Below are 15,490 nucleotides of genomic sequence, written 5' to 3'. Positions count from 1 at the left end.
CTGTCGTTATACACGACAGCCTTTTAATTTTTTGCTACATAAGAAGTGATGCTATGTAGTAAAAAAGAAATAATTTTAGAATTCCACCTGTCCTCATGATGAATCGTATAAATGTTACGTTGAAATTCAAATCCAGGGATGGGTATGTAGCATAGTTCATTTCGTTGTACTTCTTGTTCAATAGCGAGTTTAGAAATAAAGGCAACTCCATTACCATATTTTAAAATTTGTTTCATCGTTTCTAATGAATCTAATTCAATTTCAGATTGGAACGTAATGTTATGTTCTAACATCCATTGCGTAAGTAAATCTCTCGTTGTAGATGGGTTACGATGCAATAGTATACGTTCTTTTTCGATATCTTGTAATGATATATTTTCTTTTTTTGAAAAATGATGTTCTTTTGAGAAAGCAAGAACAAGTGTATCAGGCATTACATGCGTCTGTTTTAAAAGTGATTCATCAAACGGTGCCGCAGAAATTACCCCGAGATCGATTTCATGATTTTGTAGCATCGTTCGAATTTCAGGAGCTGTTTTTACCATGATTGTTATTTTTATATTTGGGAATTCGCATTGAAATTGGTGAATAATTTCTGGTAAAAGATAAGTCGCTGGTACATAACTAGCACCAATTGTTATAGCACCTTTATGAAAATCTTTAAACTCTTGCGTGACCCGCCTAGCTTCTTTCATAAGTGCATCTATCTTACAAGCATAATGATGCAATGCCTCACCAGCCTCTGTTAAGAAATATCTTCCGGAACGTAATTCAAATAAAGATACCCCGAGTTCCTCTTCTAAGCTTTTTATATGGAATGTAATAGTAGGCTGTTTAACACCAAGTTTTTCTGCAACAATCGTAAGTTTTTTATATTTCTTAATAAGCACTACAATTTCTAATTTTAAGAGATTCATTATGAGTTGCCGCCTTTTTTATTTTAACTATAGAAAAAATCTATAGAAATAAATAGTTTATTAGAAGTTTTTTAATTTAATCTTTACAGTACATTAACATTCAGTATAAATCTTCCAGATAGAATGAAAGCAGGTTAAGAGTAAGGGGAGAGAGGTGAAACGATGGATATTAAAATTCATGGATTAGAAAAGACGTTTGGAAAAACGCAGGCGTTAAAACCGTTACAAATTGTCATGAAACAAGGTGAATTCACCACACTGTTAGGACCTTCTGGATGTGGAAAAACGACTTTGCTTAGAATGATTGCAGGACTTGAAGAGCCAGATAAAGGTGAAATCTATTTTGGAGATACGTGCATGTATTCTTCAACCAAAAAAATAAAAACATCTCCTCATGAACGTAATATCGGGATGGTATTTCAAGATTTTGCTTTATGGCCGCATATGACTGTATTTGAAAATGTTGCATTTGGTTTAAGGGCTACAAAGCAAACGAATCAATTACGGGAAAAAGTAGAAGATGCGATAAAGCGAGTTCGCCTGCAAGGGATGGAGAAAAGATATCCGCATGAACTCTCTGGTGGACAGCAGCAACGTGTCGCATTTGCTAGAGCGATTGTAACGAAACCACATTTTATTTTGTTTGATGAACCGCTGAGTGCACTCGATGCAATTTTGCGAGAAGAAATGCGATTAGAGCTTATGGACATTGTTCATTCGATCGGATTAACGGCATTGTATGTCACCCACGATCAAACAGAAGCAATGTCAATGTCAGACCAAATTATTGTCATGAAACAAGGAGAAGTATTACAAAAAGGAACACCAGAAGACATTTATGTGAAACCGTCTCATGAATTTGTTGCAAAATTTGTTGGCAAAGCAAATTGGCTTGTAGAGGGGAAACAAATGGTTCGTCCAGAGCATGTGAGTTGGACGAAAAATGAAGTGTGCGAAATGTATACAGGTGAAATTCGGCACGTTACATATGTAGGAGAACGTTATGAAGTGAAAGTAGACATGGGGACACTCGGTGTATGGACAGCTTATCACAATAGTAAGCTAAGCATCGGGAAACCAGTATCGTTATATGTACCGAAAAAATGTATTCATCATATAGGGGGAGAATCGTATGAAGAAATTCAGTTCGCTTAAGTCTTTATTTGTATGTACTTTACTATTTTCTGCTGTAGTAACAGGGTGTAGTTCAAAGACAGGTAGTGCAGATGCCAAAAATAAAAATGCGAATGAAAAGAAAATTGTTGTATATAGTGCAGGGCCAAAAGGATTAGCAGAAAAAATTCAAAAAGACTTTGAAAAGAAAACTGGTATAAAAGTAGAAATGTTTCAAGGAACAACAGGTAAGATTTTAGCGAGAATGGAAGCTGAAAAGAAAAATCCAGTTGTTGACGTAGTCGTACTTGCATCTTTACCAGCGATGGAAGGATTAAAGAAAGATGGGCAAACGTTACCTTATAAAGAAGCGAAACAAGCTGATAAGCTTCGTTCTGAATGGTCGGACGATAAAGGGCATTATTTTGGATATAGTGCTTCAGCGTTAGGAATTGTGTATAACACAAAAAATGTGAAGACAGCGCCTGAAGATTGGAGCGATATAACAAAAGGGGAATGGAAAGGAAAAGTGAACCTTCCAGATCCATCACTTTCAGGTTCAGCTTTAGACTTTGTAACAGGATATGTGAAAAAGAATGGAAAAGATGGTTGGGATTTATTTGAACAGCTTAAGAAAAATGAAGTTACAGTAGCAGGGGCAAATCAAGAAGCGTTAGATCCAGTAGTAACAGGTGCAAAAGATATGGTCATTGCGGGTGTTGATTATATGACGTATAGTGCGAAAGCAAAGGGTGAACCAGTTGATATCGTATATCCAAAAAGCGGAACAGTTATTAGCCCACGTGCAGCAGGCATTATGAAGGATAGTAAAAATGTAGAAGGTGCAAAAGAGTTTATTGATTATTTATTATCAGATGATGTGCAAAAACAAATTTCTAAAGCGTATTTATTACCAGGTAGAACAGATATAAAAGCTGAAAATAGACCGAATGTAGAAGAGATTCCAGTATTAAATATTGATTGGAAGACAGTGGAGAAAGAACAAGATGAAATAGGAAAACAATTTAAGAAAGTATTCCAATAAGATGGTGATTACATGGTAAATCGATTCGTTTCAGTAAGACAAATTGGAATGACGGTAGCGTTGTTACTTGTGGCGATGTTAATCGTCATTCCGCTTTTTCTCATTTTATTTTCTAGTGTATATGAAAATAGCAGTTGGAATTTTTTAAAGCCTTTTGAACTCATGCAGAGTGGTGGATTAGCTGGGATTTTTCTAAATTCGATGCTTCTAGGTGTACTTGTAGTAATAGGAGCAACCATATTTGCATTTCCATTGGCGTTCATTATGAGCAAAACAGATGTCGGAAAGTATAGTAAGCTAGATGTTGTTTTTATGATCCCATTTATGACACCGCCGTATATTGGATCGATGGGATGGATTTTGTTCATGCAACCGAACGGCTATTTCGAACAGTTTTTTCCGATGCTAAAGACGATTTCAGCCTCGTTTTTTAGTTTAGGGGGTATGGTTTTAATTATGAGTCTGCATTTATTCCCATTCCTTTACTTCATGTTGAAAAACACGTTACTTCAGATTGGGAGTAGTAAAGAAGAAGCAGCAGCAGTTCATGGCGGAAGCTTTTTCTATCGTTTAAGAAAAATAATATTGCCATTATTAGTATCAAGTTATGTAATGGGTGCTTTACTCATTTTCGTAAAGACGATTGCTGAATTTGGAACACCGGCTACATTCGGACGTAGAATAGGGTTCCACGTGTTAACATCAGAGATTCATAAATTTATTTCGAGTTGGCCGATTGATTTTAGTAGTGCAACAGCATTATCTTCTTTATTACTTAGTGCGTGTATGCTCATTTGGTATATGCAAAATGTATTGAATCGAAAGTACTCATATGCAATGGTTAGTGGAAAAGGTGTGAAATCTAAAAGGTATACATTGTCTATATTTACGCGCATTGTAGCATGGTTTTATGTAATTGCTTTACTCATAGTAGCAATTGGAATCCCGTATTTTTCTATACTTATTGCTTCATTATCGAAATTAAGGGGCGGCGGCTTGCAGTTAAATAACTTTACAACAAGCCATTATGAAGCATTATTTACAATAGGATCTCCAGGATTAGAAGCTTTATGGAACAGTTTTCTTTTTTCACTTATAACGGCGATTATTGCTGTAATGATTGGAGTATTTTTGGCACTTATGATTCGAAAGGGGAAAAAGTCCTCTGAAAAATGGCTTGATATGTGCGGTATGTTACCAAATATGGTACCAGGAATTGTGATGGTTGTAGGTCTTATATTATTTTGGAATTCACCCTATATGCCTCTGTCTATTTACAATACACCAGTCATGGTTATCGTAACGTATGTTGTTCTTTTTTTACCTTATACGGTGCAGTATGTAAAAGCATCGCTCGGACAAATTGATGATTCTCTTGTACAGGCAGGAAGTATTTTTTCTGGGAATTATATTTATATTTTTAGAAAAATAATATTACCTCTTATTATCCCAGGTATTCTTGCTGGATGGGCGATGACATTTACGATATCGATACGAGAGTTAGTAGCATCGCTTCTCGTACTACCTCCATCAGTAGAAACGTCAGCAACATTTATTTTTGCTCAATTTGAACAAGGAGAAGTATCTATAGGAATGGCGATGGCTGTCGTTTCTGTTGGACTTACAACAATGTGCTTATTACTTCTGCAACATATGGAGCAAAAACGAAAAGGGGTAGCATGATGAGGATGGAAGTATGGGGAGGAGCGGGAGAATACGGTCGTTCCTGCTATTTTGTGAAAAATAAAGAGACGAAAATAGTATTTGATTGTGGTATTAATCGATCATATGAGGATAGTTATCCAAAAATAGAGAGGGAAGTTGTGCCGTTTTTAGATGCAGTATTTTTATCGCATATTCATGAAGATCATACGATGGGTTTACCTTTATTAGCGAAGTATGGATATAAGAAAAAAATTTGGACGACTCGTTATACGAAGGAGCAACTTCCAACTTATTATGAAAAATGGAGAAACTACAATTTGACGCGAGGATGGAATGTACCTTATAACGACCAAAATGTTAAAGATTTAAATTATGTATATATTGATGAGATTAGTAATCCGAATGAATGGGTACAGATTACTCCTACATTACGGTTTCAATGGGGGTATAGTGGACATGTATTAGGGGCTGTTTGGTTTTTAGTGGATATGAGTCATACATATGTATTTTATTCTGGCGACTATTCAGCAGAGTCTAACATACTCCGAGCTAATTTACCTGAGAAATTGCGCGGCGATATAAAAGTTGCAATTGTAGATGCAGCTTATCATACTGATGATGTTTCGCAACATGAACGAGTAAATGAACTGTGTACAGAAATTGAACGAGTTGCGCAAAAGAAAGGAATAGCATTACTACCATTGCCACCGCTCGGTAGGGCGCAAGATATCGTATTGTATTTATATAAAAAATATAAAGAACTTCCCATTATAGTAGATCAAGAAATTTTGGCTGGATTCGAAGAGATGATCGTATATAAAGATTGGATCAAAAATAATGAAGAACTTGAAGAGCTAATGGAAAGTTTAAAAAGAAACGTAATAGTTATGGATGATGACATCAGTACACAACATAGTTATGGAATAGTTGTAATGAGTGATGCGAATATGCAAACGAAACGAGTGCAGTTATATTATGAACAAGTTCGGTATGAAGAACGAAATTCAATTATATTTACTGGACATATTGCTAAAGGGAGTTTTGCAGACAAAGTTTTGAAAGAACGTGTAGGTAAAGAATGTAGGGTGAAGCGAGTTCCATATAAAGTTCACCAAAGTATAAGAGATGTGAAAGAGATGTTAAATACATTATTACCAGAACATACGGTGTTAGTACACGCTTTGAAAGAGGATACGGATCGATTACAGAAAAAGCTTAGCATAGCAGGATATGAAAATGTGTATTCACTTACTATGGAACGTATAGAAGTCATTTAAAATATAAAGGGGATAGGTATATGAAAAAGGTATTTGTATTCGTAAGCATTTTCTTTTGTTGTTTCCTTTATAACGTTAAGGAAGGGTTTACTGCTAGTCCAATGAAACCTAGTTTTGAAGTGAAGTTATTATTAAAGCCAGAACAAGTATTAGGTTATAACAAAGAGATGAAGCAAGAAGTACTAGAATATTTCCAGGCTGGTACAAATTATGAAAGAATACAAGTACAATTTTTAGATACAGAAAATAAAAATTTAAGTAATGAAGGTTGGTTTGCGAGGATTCGAAAGAAAGAATTTAGTAAAGATTTTGAGCTAACATATAAAAAAAGATATCCGATTCAAAATGGTGTAATTCAAGATGCACTAGAAGTAGCTAAAAAAGATGGGTTTGATAGTAAAACCGATAATTATGAGGCGGAAGTAGATTGGGGATTTGAGAAGAAAACGTTAAGTATTTCAAATAAGAAAAGTTACAGTGCTAAAGGATATGGAGTACTTGATTTACCAAACGAACAAGCTGCTCAAAACATGTTAATAGAAAAGTTACCAGGGAAAATGAACAAATGGTTGTATACGAATTGGGGAGAAGCAATGTTCAAGAATTCTCGTATTTATGGTCCTGTATTAATGAAAAGGTATACAGCTCAATTTGAAAATATTAAAACGAATATTGAAGTTTGGCCACTAAGTAATACAGGGAAAATAGAAGATGATTTCGTAATAGAAGTGTCGTTTAAAACAAATGAGGAAAGTATTGCAAAAGAACAAAGAGAATTATTAATGAAGAGTTTAGAACAAAAAGGATGGCTGTTACCGAAAGATAGTTTGAAGACAGAGCTTATTTTTCAGTGAATAGTAAAAGGAATCCATATACCATGGATTCCTTTTTTTAATATATGGGTATTAAGCTAAATCAGCTGACACGAACATATCATTATTTTGAAGGTTTTTAGAACGTAAACTATAAGCAACTACTTTCTTTTTATGTTGCTTTACAACATCAACATGCTCTTCATGACTATAAATATAAAATGTAAAATCTTTTTTGCCACGTTTTGCATTGATAATTAAAGGAGTACCTTCATTGTGTGGTGGTGCATAATAGCGATCTAAAAATAAACCTTCGTTAAAATCATGAATAATTTTGGATTTCTTTTCACCTTCTACGTTATTTCCATGGATTGTAACAGTCACATTCTCTTCTTCAAGTTGTGGATGTGTTTCGTACTTGCTAATAATGGATTCAATAACAGTGTTAGGAAGGCTAGAAACAATAATTTTAAATGCCCCAAATACAACTAACATTACAATAAACCAAGTCGTCATAGTATATCATCCCCTTTATTCTATTAAATAATATAACTCATATGGTAATAGTACATATGGTGAAGTTTTGTATAATTTGTGAAAATTTTCCCTGTTTTTGAACGTTTTTTAACAAATGGAGATGTGTAAAGAATAAGAGGGAATATTTGGTATGATAAAAATGTAAAGGTTTTCTATATATTATAAGGGGGTTATAAAATGGGGAAATTAGATGGTAAGGTCGCTTTTGTTACAGGAGCTGCGATGGGGAACGGAGCTGGGATCGCTCATGTATTTGCAGAGCTGGGGGCGAAAGTATTACTTGTTGATATTTCAGAGACAGTTCATGAGACTGCCAAAAATATTGTAAGTAAAGGGTTAGATGCTGCGAGTTATGTAGTCGATGTAGCTGATATGAATGCTGTAAAAGAGGTAACGAAAGATGCATATGAGAAGTACGGAAAGATTGATGTATTAGTAAATAACGCCGGTGTTATTCGACTTGCAAATTTTTTAGATATGTCAGATGAAATGCGTGATTTTCAATTTCAAGTGAATATTAATGGTGTATGGAATTTTTCTAAAGCGGTATTGCCATATATGATTGAGAAAAATTACGGGAAGATTGTGAATATGTCTTCTGTAACAGGGACGTTGGTTGCTGATGAAGGTGAAACTGCATATGCAACGACGAAGGCAGCAATTTGGGGATTTACGAAAGCGTTAGCACGTGAAGTTGCAAAACATCATATTACTGTAAATGCAATTTGCCCAGGTTACATTATGACACCAATGGCAGAGCAAATAGCAAATGAATCTGATCCAAATGAGCCGAGTAACGTCATCGATGGAATCGCTTCAGGTGTTCCTTTAGGACGTTTAGGGAAAATAGAAGAAGTAGGTCAGTTAGCAGGGTTTTTAGCATCCGATGAATCAAGCTACATAACGGGTACACATATTGTCATTGATGGCGGTAGCACATTGCCAGAAACAGTTTCAGTCGGTGTAAAGTAAAAGGATTATGAATGAGAGTTTTAGTTCTGTGAATTTTTTGTGAATATGAATGCTAGAAGGAATCTGAAAGAGACTTCTTCTAGCATTATAATGTTATGAATTATTGTGAGAAAAATCAATTTTGTTACAAAAAGTTGAAATCGAAGTAATTTAAAAGAAAAAGGTTTATAATAAAAACATAACTAATAACAACATTACTAATTATAAGGAAGTGTAACTATGAGTACTGTAGCAATCGTGTATGGTATTATTCTTTCTACAATTATCGTTTTATTTTTCGTTGGGGTTTCACGTTATATTCATAAATGGAAAGAATGCGTTGCGAAATTAAATCACATTGAAGAAGAACTAAGTGATTTAATGTTACATCATGGTAAGTAAAAACATTATTTTTTAACGAAACAATGTGAAGAATATCACAAAACATGCTCTCATTATGAGGCGTGTTTTTTTGTTATGTGAATGATTAGGCACATTCGTAAGTTTTTGCCATACGATACAGTGTGAAGGTGGAAACGTTCGGAGTGGAAAAGAGGGATAAAATGAGTAGTTCCGGTTATGTTCCAGATAATAAAAATTTAAAGAAAAGCTCAGGAACTCCAAATCTTTTCTTTGATTCGAGAAAAAATATCTTTTTTAAAAGGGATGAGAAAAACGTTGCATATGAAGTTACGTCAACGCAGTTACCAGCGATGATAGGAGGGGCGTTTGTTGATTTGTTTATGACAAAAGGGCATATGCGAGAACCGCATTGGCATCCGAATGCGTGGGAGTTGGATGTTGTTGTATCAGGAGAAGCAGTTACATCCATATTAAATCCCGAAACGAATCAATTGCAAAATTATCATGTAAAAGCGGGGCAAACTGTATTTATTCCAATGGGATGGTGGCATTGGATCACAGCGGTAACAGAAGAAGTACAATTGCATTTGTTCTTCAATAACGATCAGTTTGAAACAGCAGAAGGATCAGACATACTTAGATTAACACCACCAGAAGTATTTCAAGCTGCATACGGTGTAAGTGCAGAAAAATTAGAGAAGGACCTTTCGCCAATTAAGGAGTCAGTTGTAATTGGTCCTCCTAACTCAAATCGACTAAAAAGCGTTAAAGAAAGTGACGACTCAAATATAGTTGTTACGTTAAATGGACATATAACATCATGTGAAATAGAGTAACTCTTTCTTTTTTTAGGAAGAGTTACTCTATTTTGTATAATTTTGTATTTTTATTCGTTATAATTATTATATAGAAGGGAATTTATCCGACATTAACGGGCAATAAAACTCCTACCTCAAAATTCGACTGGAGCAAAGAAGCTAGGTGGGAGATCAACTGCCCGTAAACGTCCGATTGGTTCAACTAATAATCAGTGGGGGATGAACTAACCCCCACTGATTATAGTTTCACTTTATAGAGGGGGCATATTGTGAACATATTAAAGATTATAGGAATTGTTGCAGGAGTGATTATAGTAGCCGTTATAGCTTTCTTTGTCATTATGAAGTACTATTTATCAAAAGAAGATCCTGATTACGTATTAAAGTACATAAAAGAACATAAAGACGATGAAACATGTTCATTACTTATTAAAAGAAATGGGGAAGTATTAACTTCTATAAATGCAAATAAAAAATTACCATTAGCGAGTACGGCGAAAATCGTAATAGCAGTTGAATTTGCTAAGCAAGTGTCAGAAGGAAAGATAAGCCGAGATGAACAAATTTCATTGCAGGAGCTAGAAAAATATTACGTTAAAAACACTGATGGTGGAGCACATCCTGACTGGTTAGAAGATGCTAAAGCGAGAGAATTAGTGAGAAATGGGCAAATTGCTTTAGAAGAAGTTGCTAAAGGGATGATTCATTATAGTTCTAATGCAAATACAACATATTTGTTAGATAAGCTTGGAATAGAAAGAGTAAATGAAAGTATAAAAGAGTTAGAGCTTACTAGTCATGACAAGTTCTCTTCGTATACTGCTTCACTATATATGAGAGGGTATGTAGAAAAAGAGCTTCATGAGCCAGAAAATCAATCGTTAGAAATGATACGTAACATGTCAAAGGATGAGTATAATCAGCATGTGTTACAAATTCATGAATGGATGAAAGATGAAGAAGAATGGAAAAAACGGGATATCCCATTAAAGGTAGATATGGAATTTCAGCGGATTTGGTCAGATCGATTAGTGGGTGCAAACGCCAAAGATTATATGAGTATAATGGAAAAGATAAATAGTAGAAAGTATTTTCCAAAATCAATGCAAGAAGAAATCGAGAACATTTTCAAAGGAACAGTTAAAAATAGTAAGTTCGAATATGCTGGTCAAAAAGGTGGTTCTACCGCATTCGTATTGACAAAAAGCTTGTATACTACAGATAAGAAAGGGAATAAGGTAGAAGTTGTCATGATGTTTAACGATATAGAAGATCAAGTTGCATATCAAAAACTGAGAAATAATGTAGATTATTTTATTCGAGATATTATAACAAGTGAGGAATTCAGAAATAAATTATAACGAAATAATTTTATTATGTAAACAAGATGCTGTTAAAGGTAGGTGTTGAGATGAGGTTGAAGGAGTATATGCTTGAAACGTTTCCAAATTTAGAACTTAGACCACCTCTATTTTATAATGGGGCTATTGGTATTCGTTTTAGATTAGGTGTGGACTATGATTGCAATAACATTTATGAAAATTGCTCATATTTAGAAGGCGTTTATAACAGAGCGATTGCTTTATTTCAGTCTTTACATGCAACAAAAGATGATATTTATATTGTAGTGGATGTAAATGACTATGCAAACGGTGAAACTTTCAAACACAAATTGAATATTTTTTCTAAGTATGTAAAAGAGAAGTCGGCTTTGCTTAAGTTACAGAAAAATACAATCCCTTATGTTTTTCCAGAAGACGATGAAGACGGGGTATATAAAACACATAGATATACTTTGAAATGTAAAGTTTCTGACTTGAAATACATTTCTATGCTAAAAGCAATTTGTAATCAAGATATGGGAATAAAACCGAGTATTTTTCATAGGGTATATTTTATAAATATAAACAAGAATACTATATTTCACGTTTATGATGATAGAGGTTGTGATGTATTAGCTACCTCTCCTGATACAATTAGGGATATTTATAATACATATAATGATTGGATATTAGAATACGATAGAAATAAAATTGATAAAGTATTTAATTGAATGTAGTCTATTTTAATTGAGGGAAATACCATATGAGGTGTTTCCCTTTTATTAATATGAAAATCAACATTTAAATTTGACAGTACTTATTATAAAGGTAAAGGGATTTGATGGTAATGTATTGAATTTGGATAGAAACGGAAAAGGGAGATGAATAAATGACGACAATATATTTCGTTCGCCATGCCCACTCTACATATACAAAAGAAGAACGGGAGCGTCCTTTATCTGAAAAAGGGTATTGTGATGCAGAGAATGTAACACGTTTGTTAAAAGATAAACATATTGATGCTGTAATTTCAAGTCCGTATAAAAGGGCGATTCAAACTGTGCAAGGAATCGCAAATACATATAATGTAACAATACAAATAGAAGAAGATTTACGTGAAAGATTAGTAAGTACAAAGCCGGTACAGGATTTTAATGATGCTATGGAGAAAGTGTGGAAAGATTGGAGTTTTGCCCACAAAGGCGGAGAATCCAATGATGTAGCACAAAGACGCGCTGTAATATGTATGCAAAGTATATTAAAAAAATATAAAGGTAAGAATATTGTAATAGGTACTCATGGGAATATTATGGTATTACTCATGAATTATTTTGATTCGAAATATGATTTTCAGTTTTGGAAAACCCTTCATATGCCTGACGTGTATAAATTAACTTTTGATAATAATTGTTTCATTTCTGCTGAAAGAATACAGTCTACAGATTATCAGATAAAGTGAAACTTTAATCAGTGGGGGTTTTGTTCATCCCCCACTGATTATTAGTTGAACCAATCGGGCTTTTACGGGCAGTTGATCCCCCATCTAACTTCTTTGCTTTCGCTGAATTTTGAGGTGGGAGTCTTATTGCCCGTTAATGCGGGGTAAATAATTTGTAAAAGTTTATCAAAAAAAGAGGAAAGAGAGATGTTATTGTAGAAGTATGACTTTGTAACATAAAAAATATATGTTAAAGGAGGCTGTTTACATGTTTGAGAAAGAGAAAGAAGGGCTTATTGAAGTTCACAACGTATATGAAATTGCACCAGCAGATGGAGCAATTATTGGTATGGCAACGGAAGAAGAAATGGAAATTGCTGCTGAACTAGAGCTGCAGTACTATGCCCATTCTCGTTTGTTAGAAGCAAATATTCAGTTAGACGGTTCCTCCTACAAAGAGTTACTTCAGGAGTTCCAGGAGTACGAAAGAAAATCAATGAGCTTTTGGCGAGCAATACATAAACGTTTAGCTGTGCCATGGGCATGGGTATTACGTATTGACGTTGCGAATGGCCCTATATATGTAAGTAATGGGAATTCGTATTATGAAGAAATCGATGATGAAGAAGATTATGAATAGATAAGTAAGGAAGCAGCTTTAGTTGCTTCCTTTTTTTATTCGTAGAGATTGAACTGCTTCAATAATAATATTTGGTCGATCATTTTCGATTCCGTGACCAGCATGTTCGGCAAGTATATATTGGTTATTTATTGAGATTTGTAATTGTTCATGAATCAGTTCTTGCCACATTGCTTCAAGTTGTATCGCTTCCTCTTTTGGCATGCCACCCTCAGTCAACTGAGTAATAGAATATTGAGGGTCTCTACCGATAACGATTAAAGGTGTTTCTAATGTTTTATATAGCTTGTTTATTGAGTGAGCACAATTTTTCCACTCACATAGTTCAGAAGCTGTCGCTTTATATAATGAAGGAGAGGTAGAAAATTCAATTTGCTGTCTTGATCGATCGGCTAGCATAGGTTTTAGTTCATTATAAAGCATGTCTACATCCATTTTGGAGTATGTATTATATTTTTGAAGCCACATATCATCAGAATCAGTCTGATCAGAAACTGGTAAATGAAGTTCATCTAATCGGTGTAAGTTCATAGAAGTAGAATCAACTAAAATAAGTGCTTGTAGCTTATCTTCATGTAACATCGCAAAATGTTGTGCACATAAGCCTCCATAGGAATGGCCGATTAGAATGATAGGTTCGTGAATAGCTAATTTCTGTAGTAACATATGTAGTTCGTTTGTCGCTTGTCTTGTAGTACGCGAATAATTTCCTAGTTCACTTTTTCCGTAACCTGGGCGATGGTATGAAATGACGGTAAAGTGCTGCGAAAGCTTTTCTATAATAGGAAGCCAATCATAAAATGAGCAAGTCATTCCGGTTTGAATAACTACCGTTTGTTTACTACTTCCTTTTATATATACTTCTATAGTTTGCTCCAATACCTCTACAAATTTATAAATAGTAAACCCTCCTAACTAAGCTTGAAATAATTTTTGACAAGCAAAAACAATACACCAAACACCTACACCGAATAGGACCGATGTACTAAGTGAAAATGAGTTTTTTAAACCAATATAAACGATAAATAATAGTAGTGCGGATGCAGGAAATCCATATAGTACGCCTATAGCAAATTGACTCAATTCTTGTTTGTTCCCGCCTTCGAAAGAAATCCAAAATAGACTCAGTAAACTAACGAGAGGAAGGGCAGCAATAAAGCCGCCTATCGTACTAAAATGTTTAGCGACTTCAGTAATAACGCCAATAATAAGTGCCGAAACGATTACTTTAACGAGGAAATGCATATTTTGCCTCCTTCGCTAATAACGAAAAGGCTTTTTCAATTAATTGTTGTTCTTCTTTTGATAACTGTGATTCTAATATTTTTATCTTTTCTTTATCGAGTAAAGTGTGTTTTTCTAATACTTCAATGCCTTCTTTCGTTAAAGTAAGGTTCACAACTCTTTCATCTTGTTTGTTTCTTTCTTTCATGATAAACCCTTTTTGAATAAGGCGTTTTACGTGTTCAGACGCTGTGTTATGAGAGAGACTAAGCTCAGTAGCGACTTTTCCAATTGTTATATCTTTCTCACGAGAAGCGATTTGTAAAATACGAATGGCTTGGTGGGAAAGGTTGTCTTCATATTCATATCGTAAGTGATAATAAATACTTTCCCAATGTTGATTGATGTCTTTCATAATGATAAATCCCCCTATTTTTATATCGTATAATAAGATATATTCGTGAGTATAGAGATAAAATCCTTTTATTTGGATAAAAAATGTTGAAAAAGTTTATTTTTATTGAAATATAAGGTAATCTATGTGTAAAGGTATACATTTAGCAAGAGAGAGGATGATAGCTGTGAATACATTTAAATGGATGAGTCATGAGCAGATGTATGTAGATGAAATACATGTTGAAAAATGTGGTCCTCTTTCAGTCGGCGTATATGGGGGAAATCAAGAGAGTGATGCATATGAACGCGGAGATGCGGTGCTTGCTTGGTGGGATCCTGAATTACAATTTGAATTTGTTATGATTTTTGATACACACCACAAAACAAAAAATATAGATTACATAATAGAAGCAATTTCAGAAAGAAAAGAGAAACTAAAAGAGTTATTTTCCTATCCGATACATTTAGCTTTTCATCATACGCATATGTACTTATTAGCGTTATTTACAGATGAGCTGTTTATTGAAAAATGTGATCAAGATGATGAGGAACTTTCATGCTTAATTTGTTTACGAAAAGGCGAATTTTTATATTGGCTATCAGTTGGTGATTGTTTCGCATATTTATTCCATTCTGAGAAAACGAAGAATGGTAAAGGGCGATTAAATAAACGGAAGAATTACGAATATATTGGTAGGAAAAATATTTTCGCAGCAAATACCCCTTGTTTTACGTCAGGTGTAAGGGGATTAGAAAAAGGAATGAATCACATTGTAATGGCAACGGACGGTATTTTAGAATGTGATAAACGAAGGTTTGATGATGATCAATCTTTAGTAGAAATATTGCACGACGGAAATAGCCTGCAGATTGAACCAGTATTAACAAATGTACTACAGTGGAAAGGTAGAGATTGTGCCACAATTATTGGATGGTCCATTGACACTGATAATAAACAATGTGCTAATTAAT

18 protein-coding genes are annotated in these 15,490 nt (G+C 34.3%); 13 read left to right on the top strand and 5 right to left on the bottom strand.

Going from position 1 to position 15,490, the window contains the following annotated elements:
* Positions 1-23: 23 nt before the first annotated feature.
* A complete protein-coding gene (locus tag QCI44_RS19680) occupies positions 24-917 on the bottom strand; it encodes a LysR family transcriptional regulator (RefSeq protein WP_098485755.1) in 894 nt (297 codons plus the stop codon).
* Between the two features lie 162 nt (positions 918-1,079).
* Here QCI44_RS19680 and QCI44_RS19675 point away from each other — a divergent pair, with 162 nt between their 5' ends.
* Genes QCI44_RS19675 through QCI44_RS19655 form a run of 5 tightly spaced genes read left to right on the top strand, consistent with a single transcriptional unit; the run spans position 1,080 to position 6,871 of the window.
* Positions 1,080-2,072: an ABC transporter ATP-binding protein gene (locus tag QCI44_RS19675; protein WP_098985850.1), complete on the top strand. Its 993-nt coding sequence runs from the start codon at positions 1,080-1,082 to the stop codon at positions 2,070-2,072.
* Complete coding sequence (locus tag QCI44_RS19670; protein WP_016088496.1) at positions 2,050-3,075, top strand: ABC transporter substrate-binding protein; 1,026 nt, start codon at positions 2,050-2,052, stop codon at positions 3,073-3,075. The genes QCI44_RS19675 and QCI44_RS19670 overlap by 23 nt, the downstream gene beginning before the upstream one ends.
* 12 nt (positions 3,076-3,087) lie before the next feature.
* Positions 3,088-4,758: an ABC transporter permease gene (locus tag QCI44_RS19665; protein WP_016088495.1), complete on the top strand. Its 1,671-nt coding sequence runs from the start codon at positions 3,088-3,090 to the stop codon at positions 4,756-4,758.
* Positions 4,755-6,017 (top strand): MBL fold metallo-hydrolase, encoded by a 1,263-nt coding sequence (locus QCI44_RS19660; RefSeq protein WP_116349061.1) that lies wholly within the window; start codon positions 4,755-4,757, stop codon positions 6,015-6,017. Before QCI44_RS19665 ends, QCI44_RS19660 begins: the two co-directional genes overlap by 4 nt.
* Before the next feature lie 20 nt (positions 6,018-6,037).
* The gene (locus tag QCI44_RS19655; RefSeq protein WP_098561197.1) at positions 6,038-6,871 is read left to right on the top strand and encodes a hypothetical protein; all 834 of its coding nucleotides are present in this window, start codon (positions 6,038-6,040) and stop codon (positions 6,869-6,871) included.
* Between the two features lie 51 nt (positions 6,872-6,922).
* On the opposite strand, the gene QCI44_RS19650 is transcribed toward QCI44_RS19655, so the two are convergent.
* The gene (locus tag QCI44_RS19650) at positions 6,923-7,345 is read right to left on the bottom strand and encodes a YfmQ family protein (RefSeq protein ID WP_016088492.1); all 423 of its coding nucleotides are present in this window, start codon (positions 7,343-7,345) and stop codon (positions 6,923-6,925) included.
* A 198-nt stretch (positions 7,346-7,543) separates the two neighbouring features.
* On the opposite strand from QCI44_RS19650, the gene ucpA reads away from it, so the two are divergent.
* The 7 genes from ucpA to QCI44_RS19615 all read left to right on the top strand — a co-directional run bounded on the left by ucpA (position 7,544) and on the right by QCI44_RS19615 (position 12,898).
* Positions 7,544-8,338, top strand: a complete 795-nt coding sequence (gene ucpA, locus QCI44_RS19645) for an SDR family oxidoreductase UcpA (RefSeq protein ID WP_016088491.1) — start codon at positions 7,544-7,546, stop codon at positions 8,336-8,338.
* 219 nt (positions 8,339-8,557) lie between these two features.
* A complete protein-coding gene (locus QCI44_RS19640) occupies positions 8,558-8,719 on the top strand; it encodes a hypothetical protein (protein WP_016088490.1) in 162 nt (53 codons plus the stop codon).
* A 161-nt stretch (positions 8,720-8,880) separates the two neighbouring features.
* The gene (locus tag QCI44_RS19635) at positions 8,881-9,516 is read left to right on the top strand and encodes a cupin domain-containing protein (RefSeq protein WP_016134088.1); all 636 of its coding nucleotides are present in this window, start codon (positions 8,881-8,883) and stop codon (positions 9,514-9,516) included.
* Positions 9,517-9,767: 251 nt separating this feature from the next.
* A complete protein-coding gene (locus QCI44_RS19630) occupies positions 9,768-10,859 on the top strand; it encodes a serine hydrolase (RefSeq protein ID WP_016134089.1) in 1,092 nt (363 codons plus the stop codon).
* A gap of 50 nt (positions 10,860-10,909) precedes the next feature.
* Positions 10,910-11,551, top strand: coding sequence for a DUF3885 domain-containing protein (locus tag QCI44_RS19625; RefSeq protein WP_016088487.1), 642 nt, complete (start codon positions 10,910-10,912; stop codon positions 11,549-11,551).
* A gap of 158 nt (positions 11,552-11,709) precedes the next feature.
* Entirely contained in the window at positions 11,710-12,279 is a 570-nt protein-coding gene (locus QCI44_RS19620) for a histidine phosphatase family protein (protein ID WP_088083565.1), read from the top strand.
* Positions 12,280-12,526: 247 nt separating this feature from the next.
* Positions 12,527-12,898 carry a hypothetical protein gene (locus QCI44_RS19615; RefSeq protein ID WP_016088485.1) on the top strand — a complete coding sequence of 124 codons (372 nt, stop codon included), beginning with the start codon at positions 12,527-12,529 and terminating at the stop codon, positions 12,896-12,898.
* Positions 12,899-12,916: 18 nt separating this feature from the next.
* Here the strand turns inward: QCI44_RS19615 and QCI44_RS19610 are convergent, their stop codons facing one another.
* The 3 genes from QCI44_RS19610 to QCI44_RS19600 are packed head-to-tail and all read right to left on the bottom strand — an operon-like array spanning position 12,917 to position 14,537.
* Positions 12,917-13,777 (bottom strand): alpha/beta fold hydrolase, encoded by an 861-nt coding sequence (locus tag QCI44_RS19610; protein ID WP_088083566.1) that lies wholly within the window; start codon positions 13,775-13,777, stop codon positions 12,917-12,919.
* 36 nt (positions 13,778-13,813) lie between these two features.
* Positions 13,814-14,143, bottom strand: coding sequence for a DUF3147 family protein (locus QCI44_RS19605; RefSeq protein WP_016088483.1), 330 nt, complete (start codon positions 14,141-14,143; stop codon positions 13,814-13,816).
* Positions 14,127-14,537: a MarR family winged helix-turn-helix transcriptional regulator gene (locus tag QCI44_RS19600; protein WP_000651925.1), complete on the bottom strand. Its 411-nt coding sequence runs from the start codon at positions 14,535-14,537 to the stop codon at positions 14,127-14,129. Before QCI44_RS19600 ends, QCI44_RS19605 begins: the two co-directional genes overlap by 17 nt.
* A gap of 124 nt (positions 14,538-14,661) precedes the next feature.
* Here QCI44_RS19600 and QCI44_RS19595 point away from each other — a divergent pair, with 124 nt between their 5' ends.
* Entirely contained in the window at positions 14,662-15,489 is an 828-nt protein-coding gene (locus QCI44_RS19595; protein ID WP_016088481.1) for a PP2C family serine/threonine-protein phosphatase, read from the top strand.
* Position 15,490: the final 1 nt, after the last annotated feature.

It is taken from the genome of Bacillus cereus group sp. RP37 (assembly GCF_040459695.1).
Lineage (GTDB): Bacteria > Bacillota > Bacilli > Bacillales > Bacillaceae_G > Bacillus_A.
The sequence above is the reverse complement of the archived record's forward strand: the minus strand, read 5'-3'. Positions and strand labels throughout refer to the sequence as shown.

Coding starts and splice junctions, on each gene's coding strand:
- QCI44_RS19680 (WP_098485755.1), bottom strand. CDS start 917: ATGAATCTCTTAAAATTAGAAATTGTAGTGCTTATTAAGAAATATAAA.
- QCI44_RS19675 (WP_098985850.1), top strand. CDS start 1,080: ATGGATATTAAAATTCATGGATTAGAAAAGACGTTTGGAAAAACGCAG.
- QCI44_RS19670 (WP_016088496.1), top strand. CDS start 2,050: ATGAAGAAATTCAGTTCGCTTAAGTCTTTATTTGTATGTACTTTACTA.
- QCI44_RS19665 (WP_016088495.1), top strand. CDS start 3,088: ATGGTAAATCGATTCGTTTCAGTAAGACAAATTGGAATGACGGTAGCG.
- QCI44_RS19660 (WP_116349061.1), top strand. CDS start 4,755: ATGATGAGGATGGAAGTATGGGGAGGAGCGGGAGAATACGGTCGTTCC.
- QCI44_RS19655 (WP_098561197.1), top strand. CDS start 6,038: ATGAAAAAGGTATTTGTATTCGTAAGCATTTTCTTTTGTTGTTTCCTT.
- QCI44_RS19650 (WP_016088492.1), bottom strand. CDS start 7,345: ATGACGACTTGGTTTATTGTAATGTTAGTTGTATTTGGGGCATTTAAA.
- ucpA (WP_016088491.1), top strand. CDS start 7,544: ATGGGGAAATTAGATGGTAAGGTCGCTTTTGTTACAGGAGCTGCGATG.
- QCI44_RS19640 (WP_016088490.1), top strand. CDS start 8,558: ATGAGTACTGTAGCAATCGTGTATGGTATTATTCTTTCTACAATTATC.
- QCI44_RS19635 (WP_016134088.1), top strand. CDS start 8,881: ATGAGTAGTTCCGGTTATGTTCCAGATAATAAAAATTTAAAGAAAAGC.
- QCI44_RS19625 (WP_016088487.1), top strand. CDS start 10,910: ATGAGGTTGAAGGAGTATATGCTTGAAACGTTTCCAAATTTAGAACTT.
- QCI44_RS19620 (WP_088083565.1), top strand. CDS start 11,710: ATGACGACAATATATTTCGTTCGCCATGCCCACTCTACATATACAAAA.
- QCI44_RS19615 (WP_016088485.1), top strand. CDS start 12,527: ATGTTTGAGAAAGAGAAAGAAGGGCTTATTGAAGTTCACAACGTATAT.
- QCI44_RS19605 (WP_016088483.1), bottom strand. CDS start 14,143: ATGCATTTCCTCGTTAAAGTAATCGTTTCGGCACTTATTATTGGCGTT.
- QCI44_RS19600 (WP_000651925.1), bottom strand. CDS start 14,537: ATGAAAGACATCAATCAACATTGGGAAAGTATTTATTATCACTTACGA.
- QCI44_RS19595 (WP_016088481.1), top strand. CDS start 14,662: ATGTGTAAAGGTATACATTTAGCAAGAGAGAGGATGATAGCTGTGAAT.